This window comes from Pseudomonas sp. CC6-YY-74 (assembly GCF_002025205.1).
GTDB lineage: Bacteria > Pseudomonadota > Gammaproteobacteria > Pseudomonadales > Pseudomonadaceae > Aquipseudomonas > Aquipseudomonas paeninsulae.
This window is the reverse complement of the sequence record NZ_CP019947.1, coordinates 3,027,350-3,044,058: the sequence shown is the minus strand read 5'-3', so window position 1 is coordinate 3,044,058 and position 16,709 is coordinate 3,027,350. Positions and strand designations below refer to the sequence as shown.

Sequence of the window (16,709 nt, the reverse complement as noted above, 5' to 3'; positions counted from 1 at the left end):
CCGCAACCAATGCGGCACTGCCTGGGCGAGTGACGGCCTACGGATTGTGGGTTGCTTCAACTCCGCCGCTCCACTCTATTCCTTGCTTTGCTGGGTCTTGAGCAGGTCGCGAATCTCGGTCAGCAGGGTTTCTTCCGGGCTTGGTGTCTGCGGCAGGCTCGGGGCTACGGCTTCCTCGCGCTTGAGCCGATTGATCACCTTGACGGCCATGAAAATGGCGAGGGCTACGATCACAAAATCCAGCAGGGTCTGGATAAACTTGCCGTAGCTGAGGATCACTGCCGGCAGGTCGCCCTCGGCAGCCTTGAGGGTAATCGCCAGGTCGGAGAAATCGATGCCGCCGATCAGAAGGCCGATAGGCGGCATGACTACATCGCCGACGAAGGACGAGACAATCTTGCCGAAGGCCACACCGATGATGATGCCCACGGCCATGTCGACCACATTGCCCTTGACCGCGAAGGCCTTGAATTCGCTGACGATACTCATGTGTCACTCCCTGATTTGGTGGATGTGCAGAGTGTAATGCAGTGCGCCGCACTTGCCAGGCGAGCGCTCAGCGTGGGTGAAAAACTCAGTAGGGAAAGCGTACGTCGGGCAGGCTCTCGAAACCCGGCTTGGCGAACAGGTAACCCTGAAACAGTTCCACCCCCATGTCGCGCAGCGCATCGAGCTCGCCAGTGCTTTCAATGCCTTCGGCGATCACGCGGATATTCAGCTTGCGGCACATCTGCAGGGTTGCCTCGACCAGGATCTGCCGCACGCTGTCCTGGTCGATGTTGCGGATCAGCGCCATGTCCAATTTGATCAGGTCGGGCTGGAAGTCGGCCAGCAGGTTGAGGCCAGCATAGCCCGCACCGAAGTCGTCGATGGCAGTCATGAAGCCCTGCTTGCGGTAGGCCCTGAGGATATTGGTGAGGTGAGCGATATCCAGCACCTGCTCCTGCTCGGTGACCTCGAAGATGATCCGCTCGAGCGGGAAATTGCAGCGCCGAGCCGCTTCCAGGGTGGCGCGGATACAGGTTTCCGCGCGGTACACGGCATTCGGCATGAAATTGATCGAAACCATGGCCGGCACCCGCAACTTTGCCGCCCATTCCACTGCCTTGATCCGGCAGCTCTGGTCGAAGGCATAGCGGTTGTCGGTATTGACCCGGGCTAGCAGGCTGCCGGCTGACTCCCCCGTTGTGCCGCGCACCAGGGCCTCGTGGGCAAATATTTCTTGTTTGGCCAGGTCGAGAATCGGTTGGAAGGCCATGGTAATGGGGAACTCCAGCTTTTCCCCGTCTAGGCAGGCGGAACAGTTTGAAGGCGTGTTCATGGGCATTATCTCGTGTGGGGCACGCCAACCAAGCTAAGCAATAAATGCCGCGCGTGTTCTGCAAGTTCGCCAGTGGTCTAGGATATCGGTGTGAGGCATCGGGCTGAACTAGTCTGATACATACATTCGGAGGGTGCTGCCATGCCATTGCAATATCATCCACTCAGCCGCGAGTTTCCACAGTTTGAACCGCAAATGCGCGCCTTGTTGCAGGTTGATGGTCATTTCGCCCGTATGGCCGAGGAGTACGAACAGCTGGATAAACGTATCTATGAGGTGCTTGGTGGCCGGATGGCAATGGACGAGTTGCAGCTACAGGGCCTGAAAATGCAGAGGGTTATCCTCAAGGACGAAATCGAAACCTTGCTGCGCAACGGTGCGGTGGGTTGATCCGGGTCAAGGGGCGAGCCGGAGCAGGGGCATATGCTGAATCCAGTCTTTCCTTGGAGTATCAGCATGCATATCGAACATCACCCCTTGATTCATGATTTCCCCGAACTACGTGCCGAGTTGCACGATTTGCGTCAGGCCGACCCGGACTTCTCACGTCTGGCCGATGAATACGAGACGCTGGATAAGCGTATTTGCCGCGTCGAAGAGGGTATCGAGCTGCTGGCCGATGCCGCCTTGGCCGTGTTGAAGCGCGAACGTGTTGACCTCAAAGATCAGGTGGCCAAGCGCCTCGCCCCCCTGCCGCTCAGTGCTGCGGTTGCTGCAAGGGCTGATCCGGCTTCCCGATTGACTGCTGGTAAAGGCTATGATGCGGGCTTTCGTTTGAGGGAGTCCGCTCCATGGCCAAGGCCAAGCGCATGTACGGCTGCACCGAGTGTGGCGCCACCTTTCCCAAGTGGGCCGGGCAATGCGGCGAATGCAGCACCTGGAACACTCTGACCGAAACCATGATCGAAGCCCATGCGGTTGCGCCCAGCGGACGCAGCGGCTGGACGGGGCAGCAGACGCAGCTGAAAACCCTGGCTGAAGTCAGTGTCGAGGAAATGCCGCGTTTTTCCACCGCATCCGGCGAACTGGATCGGGTGCTCGGTGGCGGTCTGGTAGACGGCTCGGTAGTGCTGATCGGCGGTGATCCAGGGATCGGCAAGTCGACCATCCTGTTGCAGACCCTGTGCAATATCGCCACGCGCTTTCCCGCGCTCTATGTCACTGGTGAGGAATCCCAGCAGCAGGTAGCCATGCGCGCCCGCCGCCTGGGCCTGCCGCAAGACAAACTCAAGGTGATGACCGAAACCTGCATCGAAAGCATCATCGCCACCGCGCGCCTGGAACAGCCCAAGGTCATGGTGATCGACTCGATCCAGACCATCTTCACCGAGCAATTGCAGTCGGCCCCCGGTGGGGTGTCCCAGGTGCGCGAGAGTGCGGCCTTGCTGGTGCGATACGCCAAGCAGAGCGGCACGGCGATCTTCCTGGTCGGTCACGTGACCAAGGATGGCTCGCTGGCTGGTCCGCGAGTGCTCGAACACATGGTCGATACCGTGCTGTATTTCGAGGGCGAGTCCGATGGCCGCCTGCGCCTGCTGCGGGCGGTGAAGAACCGCTTCGGCGCGATCAACGAGCTGGGCGTGTTCGGCATGACCGACAAGGGCCTCAAGGAAGTCACCAACCCGTCGGCGATCTTCCTCACCCGCGCCCGGGAAGAAGTGCCGGGCAGCGTGGTGATGGCCACCTGGGAAGGCACCCGGCCGATGCTGGTGGAGGTGCAGGCGCTGGTCGACACCAGCCATATGGCCAACCCGCGGCGCGTCACCCTGGGCCTGGATCAGAACCGTCTGGCCATGCTGCTGGCCGTGCTGCACCGCCACGGTGGCATCCCCACCCATGACCAGGACGTGTTCATCAATGTGGTCGGCGGGGTCAAGGTGCTGGAAACAGCGTCCGACCTGGCGTTGATGGCGGCGGTGATCTCCAGCCTGCGCAACAAGCCGCTGGCCCATGATTTGCTGGTGTTCGGTGAGGTTGGCCTGTCCGGCGAGGTGCGGCCGGTACCGAGCGGTCAGGAGCGCCTGAAGGAAGCCGCCAAGCACGGCTTCAAACGCGCCATCGTGCCCAAGGGCAATGCCCCAAGGAGGCGCCGGCAGGGTTGCAGGTGATCGCGGTAACCCGTCTGGAACAGGCGCTTGATGCGTTGTTTGAATAGACGTTGAACCGCACGCTGCTAACGGCCAATAGGAGCAGAAGCTGACGCCGGGATTCTTCTCCAGGCGTCAGCGCAATCAGGGATCGTTCCCCCTCAGTCCCTTTCGCCCAGCGCCGCCAGTTCGCGTTCCAGCAGGGTCTCATCACCGAGGTTGAGCTCCACCAGGCGCCGCAGGTGGCTGATCGAGTCGAGGTCGATATGCCGGCAGATGAAGCCGAGCAGCTCGCCATGGGTGCGGGTCAGGACCACTTCCATCTCCACGCGGGCGTCCTCGGCGAGCTGGATACTGGCGATGAAGGGGTGATTGGGATCGCCATTCCACTGTTGCGGACGTTTGATCAGCAGCCCCTTGAGCGATACGTCATGCAGTTCGACAACCCAGCGGCGCTCCCCCTGAACGAGCTCGGTGGGGGCGTCGAAGGCGATGCGCTGAAAGCGTCTACGCTCGTTGCTCGTGTCGCTCATACAAATAAACTCCTGCACGGTTTTGTCCACTATAGCCAAGGCCGGTGCGGCGGGCTTGGCTTTATGCGGCGCACTTGGGGGGCACGAGGCCCAATGCCTGGTCGGGTGGTCTGAGTAATTGTCAGTCGGCAGCCATCCGACGCTTGTTGCCACGCCACTAAAAAGCCCGCCAAGTGGCGGGCTTTTTAGTGCTGCGCTTGAGCTTAGTTGCCGTAGACCGGGAACCTGGCGCAGAGCGCTTTGACTTGCTCGCGGATGCGCGCTTCGACCGACTCGTCGCCCAGGTTGGCGAGGATCTCGCAGATCCAGCCGGCCAGTTGGCGGCACTCGTCTTCCTTGAAACCGCGGGTGGTCACAGCCGGGGTACCGATGCGCAGGCCCGAGGTGACGAAGGGCGAGCGTGGGTCGTTGGGCACGCTGTTCTTGTTCACGGTGATGAAGGCGCGACCCAGGGCGGCGTCGGCGTCTTTACCGGTGATGTCCTGCTTGATCAGGCTGAGCAGGAACAGGTGGTTCTCGGTGCCGCCGGAGACCACGTCATAGCCGTTGTCGATAAACACGCTGGCCATGGTCTGGGCGTTCTTCACCACTTGCTGCTGGTAGACCTTGAACTCGGGTTGCAGGGCTTCCTTGAAGCACACTGCCTTGGCCGCGATCACGTGCTCCAGCGGGCCGCCCTGGCCGCCTGGGAACACGGCTGAGTTGAATTTCTTCTCCAGCGCTTCGTTGGCGCGGGCCAGGATCAGGCCGCCGCGCGGGCCGCGCAGGGTCTTGTGGGTGGTGGTGGTGACCACGTCGGCGAACGGCAGCGGATTCGGGTACACACCCGCGGCAACCAGACCGGCGACGTGAGCCATGTCGACGAACAGGTAGGCCCCGACCTTGTCGGCGATGGCGCGGAAACGTGGGAAATCCAGGACCTGGGAGTAGGCGGAGAAGCCGGCGATGATCATCTTCGGCTGGTGCTCGACGGCCAGGCGCTCGACTTCGTCGTAGTCGATCAGGCCGGAAACGTTGTCGATGCCGTACTGCACGGCATGATAGATCTTGCCGGAAAAGCTGACGCTGGCGCCGTGGGTCAGGTGGCCGCCATGCGCCAGGCTCATGCCCAGCACGGTGTCGCCCGGGTTGAGCAGGGCCATGTACACGGCGGCGTTGGCCTGGCTGCCGGAGTGCGGCTGAACGTTGGCGTAGTCGGCGCCGAACAGCTGCTTGGCCCGATCTATTGCAAGCTGCTCGACCACATCGACGTATTCGCAGCCGCCGTAATAGCGCTTGCCCGGATAGCCCTCGGCATACTTGTTGGTCAACACGCTGCCCTGGGCTTCCATCACCGCTGAACTGCAGTAGTTTTCCGAGGCGATCAGCTCGATATGTTCTTCCTGGCGCTGGGCTTCTTGCTCCATCGCGGTAAACAGTTCGGCGTCAAAACGAGCAAGATTCAAATCACGGCTGAACATGGCAAATCCCTGAGAAAATCAGCTGGGCGGTAGAAAGAGGGGGCGAATTCTACCCCATCTCGGTTAAGCAGGGGTATGCAGCGCAGTCATGTGGCGGACAAGTGGGGTTCATGCTGGCGGCAGGCATAAGTTACCAGCGGGTAGGTTGGGCTCGCGGCGGCCGCACTCCTGTGCGAGCTGCAGGTTCAAGGCGCGGCGTAAGCCGACATGGCGTCAACAGGCACGCCGCAATGATCGGTTACGCCGTGCAGAAAATGCGCTCTTGCCGCGCATCGCCTTGGCGGCAACCCATCCTTTGTGCGTCGATGCACCGCGAAAAGCTTCGCGGCTGAAACGGATCGCTGCCCGCAACAGTATCCCCGGATTACAGTGGGCTACGGGACTGGATGTGCGCCACGCCCTACGGGCTCGATCCCGGTTGCCTCTCCGTTAGCTGAGCATAAACAGTGCGGCACCGCTGAACTGGGCGGCGAACTGGTGAGCGGGCATGGGTCGGCCGAGCAGGTAGCCTTGCACTTCGTCGCAACCGTGGGTGCGCAGGAAGTCGAGTTGCGCCTGGGTCTCCACGCCTTCGGCGATTACCGAAAGGTTCAGGCTGTGGGCCATGGCAATGATGGCGCGGGCGATTTGCGCGTCCTGTTCGCCTTGCGGCAGGCCGTCGACGAAGCTGCGGTCGATCTTCAACACGTCGATGGGAAACTGCTTGAGGTAGTTCAGCGACGAGTAGCCGGTGCCGAAGTCGTCGATGGCGATGCACAGGCCAAGGCTTTTCAGGTCGTTGAGGGTGCGCAGGGCGCTCGCCACGTCCTGCATCAGGATGCTTTCGGTCAGTTCCAGTTCCACGCAAGCCGGGGCGACGCCGCTGTCTTCGAGTATCGCGGCGATGCGCTGAGCCAGCGCGCCCTCGCTGAACTGCCGGGCCGACAGGTTGACCGAGATCTTCGGCACCCGGATCTTCGCCGCGTGCCAGCTCTTCAGTTGCCGGCAGGACTCGGCCAGGACCCAGTCGCCGACTTGCACCACCAGACCAAGCTCTTCCAGCACCGGGATAAAGTCATCCGGCGGCACCAGGCCGCGCACTGGATGCTGCCAGCGCAACAGGGCTTCGACGCCGGTCAGGCGTTGGCCGTTGCCGGAGAACTGCGGTTGGTAGTAAAGAATGAATTCCTGCTGTTCGAGGGCATGACGCAGGTCACTCTCCAGCTCCAGGCGTTCCAGGGCGCTGGCGTTCATTTCCGCCTGATAGAACTGGAAGTTGTTCTTGCCGTGTTCCTTGGCGTGGTACATCGCCGTGTCGGCGTTCTTCATCAGCTGGCTCAGCTCGTTGCCGTCCTGTGGGCTGAGGGCGATGCCAATGCTGGCGGTGACGAAGAATTCGCGGCCTTCGAGGACGAACGGCTGAGCCAGGCAGGCAAGAATCTGCTCGGCCACATGAATCGCCCGGTTCAGTGCACCTTCGCGAGTGGCGCACGACTGCAGCAGCAGGGTGAATTCGTCGCCGCCCATGCGGGCCACGGTGTCGTCGCTGTCTACGCAGGCCTCCAGGCGCACGGCGACGTCCTTGAGCATGCGGTCGCCGGCGGCGTGGCCGAGGGAATCGTTGATCGGCTTGAAACGGTCGAGGTCGAGGAACATCAGTACCACCCATTCCTGATGCCGTTCGCCGTGTTGCAGGGCGGTGTGCAGGCGATCCTGGAACAGCGTGCGGTTGGGCAGCAGGGTCAGGGCGTCGTAGTAGGCCAGGCGATGGATGCGTTGTTCGCTGGCCTTGCGCTCGCTGATGTCGCTGAAGAAGCACACGTAACTGACCAGGTCGCCCTCTTCGTCGTGCACCGCGGTGATCCCCACCCAGGACGGGAAACTCTCGCCGTCGCGGCGCTTGAGCCAGATTTCACCTTCCCAGCTACCGCGCTGATGGAGTTGGTTGAGGACATAATTCAGGTGGCTGGCCTGCTGGCGATCGGCAGTGAGCATGCCCGGCAACTGGTCGAGAACCTGGGCCGAGGAATAACCGCTGACTCGACTGAAGGCCTTGTTGACCTGGACGATGTAGCCGGCCGGGTCGGTGACCAGGATCGCCGCGGTGGAATGTTCGAATACCGTGGCGGCCATGCGCAGGTCTTTTTCCGCACGGCGCTGCTGGCTGATGTCGCGGCCCACACCGAGCAGGCCTTCGAAATGGCTGTTCTCATCCCACATTGGCACCAGGCGCAACTCGACCGGGATTTTCCGTCCATCGGCGCGCAGGCAGTCGAAGACGAACAGTTGCGGCTGGAACTGCTCACGCAACTCGATCATGCGCAGGGGGCTGCCGAGCGCTGCGCGTATCCGCTCGAGCAATATCGACAGGCCGGCCAATTGCTGGGGGTTGGCAGCCAGGCTGTCGAAGCTGTTGGCCAGAATCCATTCCGGTGGATGGCCGAGCACCGGTTCCACCGAGGGGCTGACGTAGTTGAGGTGCAGGTTGCTGTCGGTGGAAAAAATCACATCGCTGGTGCTCTCGGCCAGCAGCCGGTAGCGCTGCTCGCTGTTGCGCAGCGATTCGCTGCTTTCGATCTGCTCGGTGACGTCTTTGGCCACCCCGATCAGGCGGCTGACACGGCCGCGGGCATCGCGGGCCAGGGCCTGCTCGCGGATGCTGAACCAGCGCCAGGTGCCGTTGCGATGGCGCCAGCGCAGCTGGGATTCGAGCAGCACGCCGTCGCCGATTACCTGCTGCAGGTTGCGGATGCGCCAGTAATAGTCGCTGTCGTCCGGATGCAGGATGTGCTCCCAGAAGCGCTCGCCCAGGGCTTTCAGCTCAAGCGTGCTGTAGCCCAGTTGCAGGCCCAGGTGGTGGTTGCTGAACAGCACGCTTTTGCTCAGCAGGTCGTGCACGTAGAGGGTGTCCGGTACCGCGCGCACCACATCCGCCCAGAAGCGCTCGCGCTCGATCAACGACAGCTCGATGCGTTTGCGACTGGTGATGTCGCTGATGCTCAGGGTTACTGCATTCAGTTCCTGCGCGCTTTCCGGCAGGCGCAGCAGCAGCCACAGGTGACGCTCGTGGCCTTGCGGAGTGCTGATCTGGCATTCCAGTTCGAGCTGGCCGGCACCCTCGAGCAGGGCCGTGAGCAGTTGCACGCGGAAGCCCTCGGGGCGCAGCGGGCCGCTGTCGATCAGGTGCTGCCAGGCGTGTTCGACGGAGTCGACGCCGAGCAGGCGCAGGGCGACCTGGTTGGCCTCGGTGAAACGCAGCAGTTGCAGCAGCTCAGCATGCCGCTGCGGCTGGGCGAGCAGCCAGCACCTCAGGCTCGCACCGTCATGTATCTGTTGCTGTTGCAGGTACTCCGGCAGCGCGGCCAGGTCCAGTACGCAGAGCGCGGTGCCGGTGCCTTCGAAGATATCCTGGTAGCGTCGGCGGGTTTCCTGCAACACGCGGGTGGCATGCTGTTGCTCGGTGACGTCGCGCAACACCCAGACGAAGCCCAGGCGCTTGGCCGGCTCAGCGAGTTCGCTGCGGCTTATCGCGAACAGGCGGAGCATGCCATCCTGCTGGATCTCGACCAGGTCGGCGCCAGGGTTGTTAGGCAAGGCGCCGTCGTGCAAGCGCAGCGGATCGAGGCGTGGCAGCAGTTGCAGCAGGTGCCAGTTATGCGCCTCGGTGCTGCGTAAACCGAACAATTCCTCGGCCTGGGAGTTGAGGTAACTCAGTTGGCCATTACTGTCGGTGACCAGCACGCGCTCCTCGATAGCCCCCAGAACACTGGCCGCCTGGCGCAGCGAGCGGCGCGAGGCCGTATTGAGTTCATGCAGGCTGCGCTGTTCGCGCAGCAGGCGGTACAGGGCGAGCAGGGTTAGCACGGCGCAGAGGATGAATAACAGGAGTTTGCTGGTCAGCGCGGGTAACAATTGTGCGCGGGCACTGCGTTCGTCGAACAGGGCGCGCAGTTGCCAGTCGCTGCCGTTGAGCGGCGCCAGGAGAATGCTCTGCTGCCGATCGGCAGCGCTTATCGGCGCCACGCTCGCGTTGTCGGTGGTCGAGTCGGCCTGTTGGCTGGCAAGCGTAAGTTGCGCCTGGTGGTCTTCCAGTTGCCAGCGATAGGGGCTCTGGTGGTGTTGATACATCCAGTTGCGCAATGCGTCGGCGGTCAGACGCAAGACCCAGTAACCGCTCGGGCTGCCACCCTCGTTCTGACGCAGCAGTAGGTAGATCAGCCCGCCATCGCGGGTGTTGAACGCATAGTGATAAGCCGAGCCGTTGCTGCGCTGGATCAGGCCAGCCAGGTATTGCGGGTCATCCGCCTGGACTTGGGTATCTGTCTGGATATCGCCGCGCGGGCCGAGCCAGGCCAGGCTGTGTAGGCTGCTAAAGACTCCTTGCAGGCTGCGCAGCAGGTTCTCGTCGATCTCGCCTGGGCCTGGCGCGGCGGTGTTTTGTTGCAGCATCACCATGCCGGCCTGAGCCTTCAGTTCCATGCTCAGGCTGATGTTATTGGCCAGTTGCACGTTGAATGCATGGTTGAGTTGGCGCTGGTTGTCGAGAAAATGCTGCGACTCCAACTGCAGTTGCCACAGCAGCAACGCCAGCATGCCCAGCACCAGCGCGACCAGAGCACCCTTGATGGAGCTGCGCCGGGAAGGCGTCAACGGTTCGTCTGGTGCGTGTGGTAACGGCGGTGATGGGTGGCTTGGCACTTGATAACGATCCTGCAATTACGGCTGGATGAAAGCAGGGCGTGTCCATGTCTTCAGGCAATACGGGCGCGCGCGAGGGCCGCTAGCATGCCATAACCGTGGCGAAGTGCCAGTGGCGCCGACCAGCGTCGTTTGCCCTGCACGGCGCATTCCGGTAGCTTTGCCGCACGCGCGCGGGAGCTTTTATCGGCGTTTTCGATAAGCCAGGTGGTGTGTGGTACCGGGTGTGTAGCCTGGCAGAAGTCGTCACCCATGCCCTGCGTTTGTTGCGCGACAAACCGCTGCCATTTTCAGTTTTCTGTCTTAGAACCAAGGTTATTCATGGCCCAATACGTTTACACCATGCACCGGCTGAGCAAAGTAGTGCCGCCGAAGCGGGAAATCCTCAAGAACATTTCCCTGTCGTTTTTTCCTGGCGCCAAGATCGGCGTGCTTGGCCTCAACGGTTCGGGCAAATCCACCCTGTTGAAAATCATGGCGGGTGTCGACAGCGAGTTTGATGGCGAAGCCCGGCCGATGCCCGACCTTAATGTCGGTTACCTGCCGCAGGAACCGCAACTCGACCCGAACAAGACCGTGCGCGAAGTGGTCGAAGAAGCCGTCAGCGTGATCAAGGACGCCCAGGCGCGCCTCGATCAGGTCTACGCCGAATACGCCGAGCCGGATGCCGACTTCGACAAGCTGGCCGCCGAACAGGCGAAGCTGGAAGCCATCCTGCAAGCCAGCGACGGCCACAACCTCGAGCGCCAGCTGGAAGTCGCCGCCGATGCGCTGCGTCTGCCAGCCTGGGATGCCAAGGTCGGCGTGCTTTCCGGTGGTGAAAAACGCCGCGTCGCGCTGTGCCGCCTGCTGCTGTCGGCGCCGGACATGCTCCTGCTCGACGAGCCGACCAACCACCTGGACGCCGACTCGGTGGCCTGGCTGGAGCATTTTCTCCACGACTTCCCCGGCACCGTGGTGGCGATCACCCACGATCGGTACTTCCTCGACAACGTCGCCGGCTGGATTCTCGAGCTCGACCGCGGCGCCGGTATCCCCTACGAGGGCAACTATTCCGGCTGGCTGGAGGCCAAGTCGGATCGCCTGGCCCAGGAATCCAAGCAGCAATCGGCCCACGAAAAGGCCATGAAGGAAGAGCTGGAGTGGGTGCGTAAAGGCGCCAAGGCGCGCCAGTCGAAATCCAAGGCGCGTCTGCAACGCTTCGAGGAACTGCAGTCGCAGGAATTCCAGAAGCGCAGCGAAACCAACGAGATCTATATTCCGGCCGGCCCGCGCCTGGGCGACAAGGTCATCGACTTCGTCAACGTGAGCAAGGCTTACGGCGACCGTGCACTGATCGACAACCTGTCGTTCAGCATGCCCAAGGGCGCTATCGTCGGGGTGATCGGCGGCAACGGCGCCGGTAAGTCGACCCTGTTCCGCATGCTCATGGGCAAGGAGCAGCCGGACTCGGGCAGTATCGAGATCGGCGAAACCGTGCAGCTGGCCTGCGTCGACCAGAGTCGCGATGACCTCGATGGCAGCAAGTCTGTGTTCCAGATGATTTCCGACGGTTCCGACCAGATTCGCATCGGCAACTACGAGATTCCCGCGCGTACCTACGTCGGCCGCTTCAATTTCAAGGGCGGCGACCAGCAGAAGTTCGTCAAGGATCTCTCCGGTGGTGAGCGTGGCCGTCTGCACCTGGCCCTGACCCTGAAAGAGGGCGCCAACGTCCTGCTGCTCGACGAACCGTCCAACGACCTCGACGTGGAAACCCTGCGTTCGCTGGAAGAAGCGCTGCTCGACTTCCCTGGCGCGGCCATCGTCATCTCTCACGATCGCTGGTTCCTCGACCGCGTCGCCACCCACATCCTGGCGTACGAGGACGACTCGCACATCGAGTTCTTCGAGGGCAACTACACCGAGTACGAGGCCGATCGCAAGAAACGCCTCGGCGACGCCGCCTCCCAGCCGCACCGCGTACGCCATAAGAAACTGGCGTAGTAACCCGTTGGCAAAAAGAGCCTGCACATAGCCTGTGCAGGCTCTTTTTTATGGCTGTTTTCCGGCAATGCGCTGCCCGGGTGTCTGTTTTCCCGTAGGCGCGGATTTATCCGCGAAGCTTTATCGGCGTTTCGAAGACCTTTCCGGTTGGTCTGCCGCCGCCACGGCAGTGGCCGATGTCATTAGTTAGCCAGCCAGGATCGATTGGCTATTCATGCATGTAGTGATTGATCTCAGTGCAAGTCGGCCAGGAACGTCCACACTTTAAAGACTCAGGTTCCTCTGGAGTTTTCCCTATGTCTGCTTTCGATCCTCAAGCAGCGCTTGATGCCCTGTTCGTCGAGTACAGCGCTCGGGCCAAAGCCACTCGGCGGGACTTGGCCCGCAGCCACTCGCCGGACTTCGCCGAACAGGCCCTGCAACGACAGAACGATGAGGTGCTGGAAGCCCTGCAAGCTGAGGCCGAGGCGGGCATGCGGCAGGTGGGCATGGCCAAGCTGAGGCTGGCCGAAGGCACTTATGGTGACTGCCTGCGTTGTGGCGAACCGATTGAGGTCGCGCGCTTGCAGGTGTTGCCGGCTGCCGAATATTGCCTGGCCTGTGCCGATCACGTAGGTGCCGGCTAGCAGGGCTGCATCGGCTCTATTTCAGTTGCCCTGCCAGTGGCGGGCGTGGATAGCGCCAGGAGGATGGCGGCTTCCTGGCGCAGGCTCATGCGTAAGGCTGCTGATCTGACGTATGCCGGCATCTTTTCACGAGCCTGGGATCAACCATACGGCTTGTGGATGACGGCCGATGCGGCCATGATTTCACCAGCCCCCCGTTCAAGGATTTCCAATGCCAGACTCCGTTGCAGCCCATTTGCGATTGGCACCTGAAGCACTCACCCGTCCGTTCTCTCCCGCGCAGTTCAACTTCACCAGCACCGATGATCTGGAGCCTTTTCGTGGCGTGCTGGGCCAGGACCGCGCGGTCGAAGCCTTGCAGTTCGGCGTGGCGATGCCGCGTCCCGGTTACAACGTATTTGTCATGGGCGAGCCCGGTACCGGGCGCTTCTCTTTCGTCAAACGTTACCTCAAGGCAGAAGCCAAGCGCCTGGCGACCCCTGCAGATCACGTCTACGTCAATCACTTCGACGAACCGCGCGAGCCGCGTGCGCTGGAACTGGTGTCGGGTAGCGCCGGGGCGTTCATCAGCGACATCAACCTGCTGATCGACAACCTGCTGGCGACCTTTCCCGCGGTATTCGAACACCCGTCCTATCAGCAGAAGAAAAGCGCCATCGATCGTGCGTTCAACAAGCGTTACGACCAGGCGCTCGCGGTGATCGAGAAGCTGGCCCTGGAAAAGAGTGTGGCGCTGTACCGCGACAGCAGCAACATCGCCTTCACCCCGATGCTCGAGGGCAAGGCGCTGGATGAGGCCGAATTCGCCCAGTTGCCGGAAGCCGAGCGCGAGCGCTTCCATGTCGACATCTCCACCCTGGAAGAACGGCTCAACGAAGAGTTGGCCAGCCTGCCGCAGTGGAAGCGCGAGTCGAGCAACCAGCTACGCCAGCTCAATGAAGACACCATCACCGTGGCGCTGCAGCCATTGCTGGCACCGTTGTCGGAAAAATACGCGGAAAATGCCGGCGTCGGTGCCTATCTGCAAGCGGTGCAGGTCAACCTGCTGAAAACCGTGGTTGATCAATTGGTCGAGGGGGAAAAGGCCGATGCACAAACCCGCATGTTGCTCGAGGAGCAGTACTGCCCGAGCCTGGTGGTTGGTCATCAGGTGAATGGCGGCGCACCTGTGGTGTTCGAGCCGCACCCGACCTACGACAACCTGTTCGGGCGCATCGAGTACAACACCGACCAGGGCGCGCTCTATACCAGCTACCGGCAACTGCGCCCTGGAGCCTTGCACCGCGCCAACGGCGGTTTCTTGATTCTCGAAGCGGAGAAGATGCTCGGTGAGCCGTTCGTCTGGGATGCGCTCAAGCGTGCCCTGCATTCACGCCAGCTGAAGATGGAGTCGCCGCTCGGCGACCTCGGCCGCATTGCCACCGTGACCCTCAGTCCGCAGGTCATTCCGTTGCAGGTCAAGGTGATCATCATCGGTGCGCGCCCGCTGTATTACGCCTTGCAGGACCATGATCCGGATTTCCAGGAGATGTTCCGCGTACTGGTCGACTTCGACGAGGACATTCCCCTCGGTGACGAGAGCCTGGAGCAGTTCGCCCAGTTGATGAAGACCCGCACCATGGAGGAGGGCATGGCGCCGCTGACCGCCGCGGCGGTAGCACGTCTGGCGACCTTCAGCGCGCGCCTGGCCGAGCACCAGGGACGTCTGTCTGCGCGGATCGGCGACCTGTTCCAGTTGGTCAGTGAGGCCGATTTCATCCGCCAGCTGGCCAATGAGGCTGTGACCGACGTCGGCCATATCGAGCGCGCGCTGAAAGCCAAGGCGACCCGCACCGGGCGCGTCTCGGCGCGGATCATTGACGACATGCTGGCCGGTATCATCCTGATCGACACCGCGGGTGCCGCAGTCGGCAAGTGCAACGGCTTGACCGTGCTGGAAGTCGGCGACTCGGCCTTCGGCGTACCGGCGCGGATTTCCGCCACCGTCTACCCAGGCGGTTCGGGCATCGTCGACATCGAGCGCGAGGTCAACCTCGGCCAGCCGATTCACTCCAAGGGCGTGATGATCCTCACCGGCTACCTGGGCAGCCGCTACGCCCAGGAGTTTCCCCTGGAAATTTCCGCGAGCATCGCCCTGGAGCAGTCCTATGGCTACGTCGACGGCGACAGTGCCTCGCTCGGCGAGGTCTGTACCCTGATCTCGGCCTTGTCGCGCCGACCGCTCAAGCAGTGTTTCGCCATTACCGGTTCGATCAACCAGTTCGGCGAAGTGCAGGCGGTCGGCGGTGCCAACGAGAAGATCGAAGGCTTCTTCCGCCTGTGCGAGGCCCGCGGTCTGACGGGCGAGCAGGGGGCAATCATTCCGCACTCCAACATTGCCACCCTGATGCTCGACGAGCGCGTGCTGCAGGCGGTGCGGGCCGGGCAATTCCATATCTACGCGGTGCGCCAGGTCGACGAGGCGTTGAGCCTGCTGGTCGGCGAAGATGCCGGCACGCCAGGGGCCGACGGTAAGTTTCCGCCTGGCAGCGTCAATGCGCGGGTGGTCGAGCGCTTGCGCGAGATCGCCGAAATCGGCATGACCGAGGATGACAAGGAGGTGAAGAGCGACGTGCTGGTGGCGCTGCCCAAGGAGAAAAAGCCGCGAGTGAAGAAGCCGGCCGCCTGAACCCGCCATGCGTCCGCAGCCTGGCGGGCTGCGGGCGCAACCGGCGGGTTGGGCGAGGTTTCGGCGCGGCCCTGCAGGCCGCTGCCTGAGGATTTCATCCACACAGTTATCCACAGATGACCGAGCTGACTGGCGGCTTCCCAGCGCCGCCTGTGCGGGTGTAGGCTGAAGACCTGATCACATGAGGGTCGCCGCCATGCCGCGCAGCCTCTGTCTCACCCGTCAATGTCTGGGTCTGATTACCCGTATCGAGTGCGTGGTATTGCCATTGGCTGGCGATAAGGGCCTCTGGACACTGATCTGTGCCGCCGGCTTGTCCGGCGCCCAACCCTCTGCGATCAAGGCACAAGGCCCATTCTGCGGACCTGTTGTGGCCGAGGGGGTGCTTGCCGAGATTGCCGAAAGCCTGTTCATCCAAGGTTACGAGGAATGCCCCGAGCTGCCGATCTGGCGTCTGCATATCCAGGCCGAGCTGCGCCGTTTGAACGGCGACCGCTACGGCCATCCAGGCTGCTTCCAGTTTCAGCCGGATAGCTGAGTACGACTTGGTGGGCTTTGAGCAGCTGCCAGCATGGCTTCTCGTCGCTGGCGTGGCGGCTTTAAACCCGAGCATGCCCACAAGGTTATCCACAGTTGCGGGGGAGAGCCGAAATGCTCGGTAGCGACTTGCGCCTTTGTCTGCCGGGGAACGCTGGGTATACTCGCTGGCAGTTTTATCGGCCACTTGCGAGACCCCATGGAACGCTTTATCGAAAACACGATGTACGCCTCGCGCTGGTTGCTGGCGCCAATTTACTTCGGGCTGTCGTTGGCAGTGCTGTCGTTGTCGATCAAGTTCTTTCAAGAGGTCTACCACATCCTGCCGCAGATCTTCGCCCTGAGCGAAGCGGATCTGATCTTGCGTCTGTTGTCCTTGATCGACATGGCCCTGGTTGGCGGCTTGCTGGTCATGGTGATGCTGTCGGGCTATGAGAACTTCGTCTCCCAGTTGAATATCAACGAGGGCACCGAAAAACTCAGCTGGCTGGGCAAGATGGATTCCAGCTCGCTGAAGATGAAGGTGGCGGCCTCGATAGTGGCGATTTCCTCGATTCATCTGCTCAAGGTGTTCATGGATGCGAAGAACTATGAGGTCGAACACCTCAAGTGGTACGTGATCATTCACCTGACTTTCGTCGGATCGGCGTTCGCCATGGGTTATCTGGATAAGCTGACCAAAAAACAAGCGGACTGATCCCCGCCTAGGCTTGAGCCGCCGCCCGGCCGTTGCAAAACGGACGGGCGGTTTGCTTTCTGCCTTGTGCTTCTTGGCTCCTGTGCAACGACTATCCTTATGGAGTCTGTACGAGTC

General features: G+C 61.8%; 11 protein-coding genes and 2 pseudogenes. 8 read left to right on the top strand and 5 right to left on the bottom strand.

Annotation, left to right across the window (positions count from 1 at the left end; translation table 11 throughout):
• Nucleotides 1-75: 75 nt before the first annotated feature.
• Nucleotides 76-489 carry a large-conductance mechanosensitive channel protein MscL gene (gene mscL / locus B2D37_RS13895; protein ID WP_079203236.1) on the bottom strand — a complete coding sequence of 138 codons (414 nt, stop codon included), beginning with the start codon at nt 487-489 and terminating at the stop codon, nt 76-78.
• 85 nt (nt 490-574) lie between these two features.
• Nucleotides 575-1,321, bottom strand: coding sequence for an EAL domain-containing protein (locus tag B2D37_RS13890; protein WP_079203235.1), 747 nt, complete (start codon nt 1,319-1,321; stop codon nt 575-577).
• Nucleotides 1,322-1,462: 141 nt separating this feature from the next.
• Between B2D37_RS13890 and B2D37_RS13885 the strand changes: the two genes are divergently transcribed.
• The 3 genes and pseudogenes from B2D37_RS13885 to radA all read left to right on the top strand — a co-directional run bounded on the left by B2D37_RS13885 (nt 1,463) and on the right by radA (nt 3,476).
• Nucleotides 1,463-1,711: a YdcH family protein gene (locus B2D37_RS13885; RefSeq protein WP_079203234.1), complete on the top strand. Its 249-nt coding sequence runs from the start codon at nt 1,463-1,465 to the stop codon at nt 1,709-1,711.
• 66 nt (nt 1,712-1,777) lie between these two features.
• Nucleotides 1,778-2,046, top strand: a pseudogene (locus tag B2D37_RS23730) (YdcH family protein).
• Nucleotides 2,047-2,112: 66 nt separating this feature from the next.
• Nucleotides 2,113-3,476 (top strand): annotated as a pseudogene (gene radA / locus B2D37_RS13875) (DNA repair protein RadA).
• A gap of 93 nt (nt 3,477-3,569) precedes the next feature.
• Here radA and B2D37_RS13870 read toward each other — a convergent pair.
• From B2D37_RS13870 to B2D37_RS13860, 3 genes are all read right to left on the bottom strand, one after another.
• Entirely contained in the window at nt 3,570-3,941 is a 372-nt protein-coding gene (locus B2D37_RS13870) for a PilZ domain-containing protein (RefSeq protein WP_079203233.1), read from the bottom strand.
• Between the two features lie 203 nt (nt 3,942-4,144).
• Nucleotides 4,145-5,401 (bottom strand): serine hydroxymethyltransferase, encoded by a 1,257-nt coding sequence (gene glyA, locus B2D37_RS13865; RefSeq protein WP_079203232.1) that lies wholly within the window; start codon nt 5,399-5,401, stop codon nt 4,145-4,147.
• A gap of 429 nt (nt 5,402-5,830) precedes the next feature.
• Nucleotides 5,831-9,973, bottom strand: a complete 4,143-nt coding sequence (locus B2D37_RS13860; protein WP_079204987.1) for an EAL domain-containing protein — start codon at nt 9,971-9,973, stop codon at nt 5,831-5,833.
• 426 nt (nt 9,974-10,399) lie between these two features.
• On the opposite strand from B2D37_RS13860, the gene ettA reads away from it, so the two are divergent.
• The 5 genes from ettA (at nt 10,400) to B2D37_RS13835 (ending at nt 16,592) form a co-directional block, all read left to right on the top strand.
• On the top strand, nt 10,400-12,064 hold the full coding sequence (ettA, locus tag B2D37_RS13855; RefSeq protein ID WP_079203231.1) for an energy-dependent translational throttle protein EttA: 1,665 nt from the start codon (nt 10,400-10,402) through the stop codon (nt 12,062-12,064).
• Nucleotides 12,065-12,360: 296 nt separating this feature from the next.
• A complete protein-coding gene (locus B2D37_RS13850) occupies nt 12,361-12,690 on the top strand; it encodes a TraR/DksA family transcriptional regulator (RefSeq protein ID WP_079203230.1) in 330 nt (109 codons plus the stop codon).
• Nucleotides 12,691-12,901: 211 nt separating this feature from the next.
• Nucleotides 12,902-15,358, top strand: a complete 2,457-nt coding sequence (locus B2D37_RS13845; protein WP_079203229.1) for a Lon protease family protein — start codon at nt 12,902-12,904, stop codon at nt 15,356-15,358.
• A 196-nt stretch (nt 15,359-15,554) separates the two neighbouring features.
• On the top strand, nt 15,555-15,896 hold the full coding sequence (locus B2D37_RS13840) for a hypothetical protein (RefSeq protein ID WP_079203228.1): 342 nt from the start codon (nt 15,555-15,557) through the stop codon (nt 15,894-15,896).
• A 198-nt stretch (nt 15,897-16,094) separates the two neighbouring features.
• Nucleotides 16,095-16,592: a TIGR00645 family protein gene (locus tag B2D37_RS13835; RefSeq protein ID WP_079203227.1), complete on the top strand. Its 498-nt coding sequence runs from the start codon at nt 16,095-16,097 to the stop codon at nt 16,590-16,592.
• Nucleotides 16,593-16,709 lie beyond the last annotated feature (117 nt).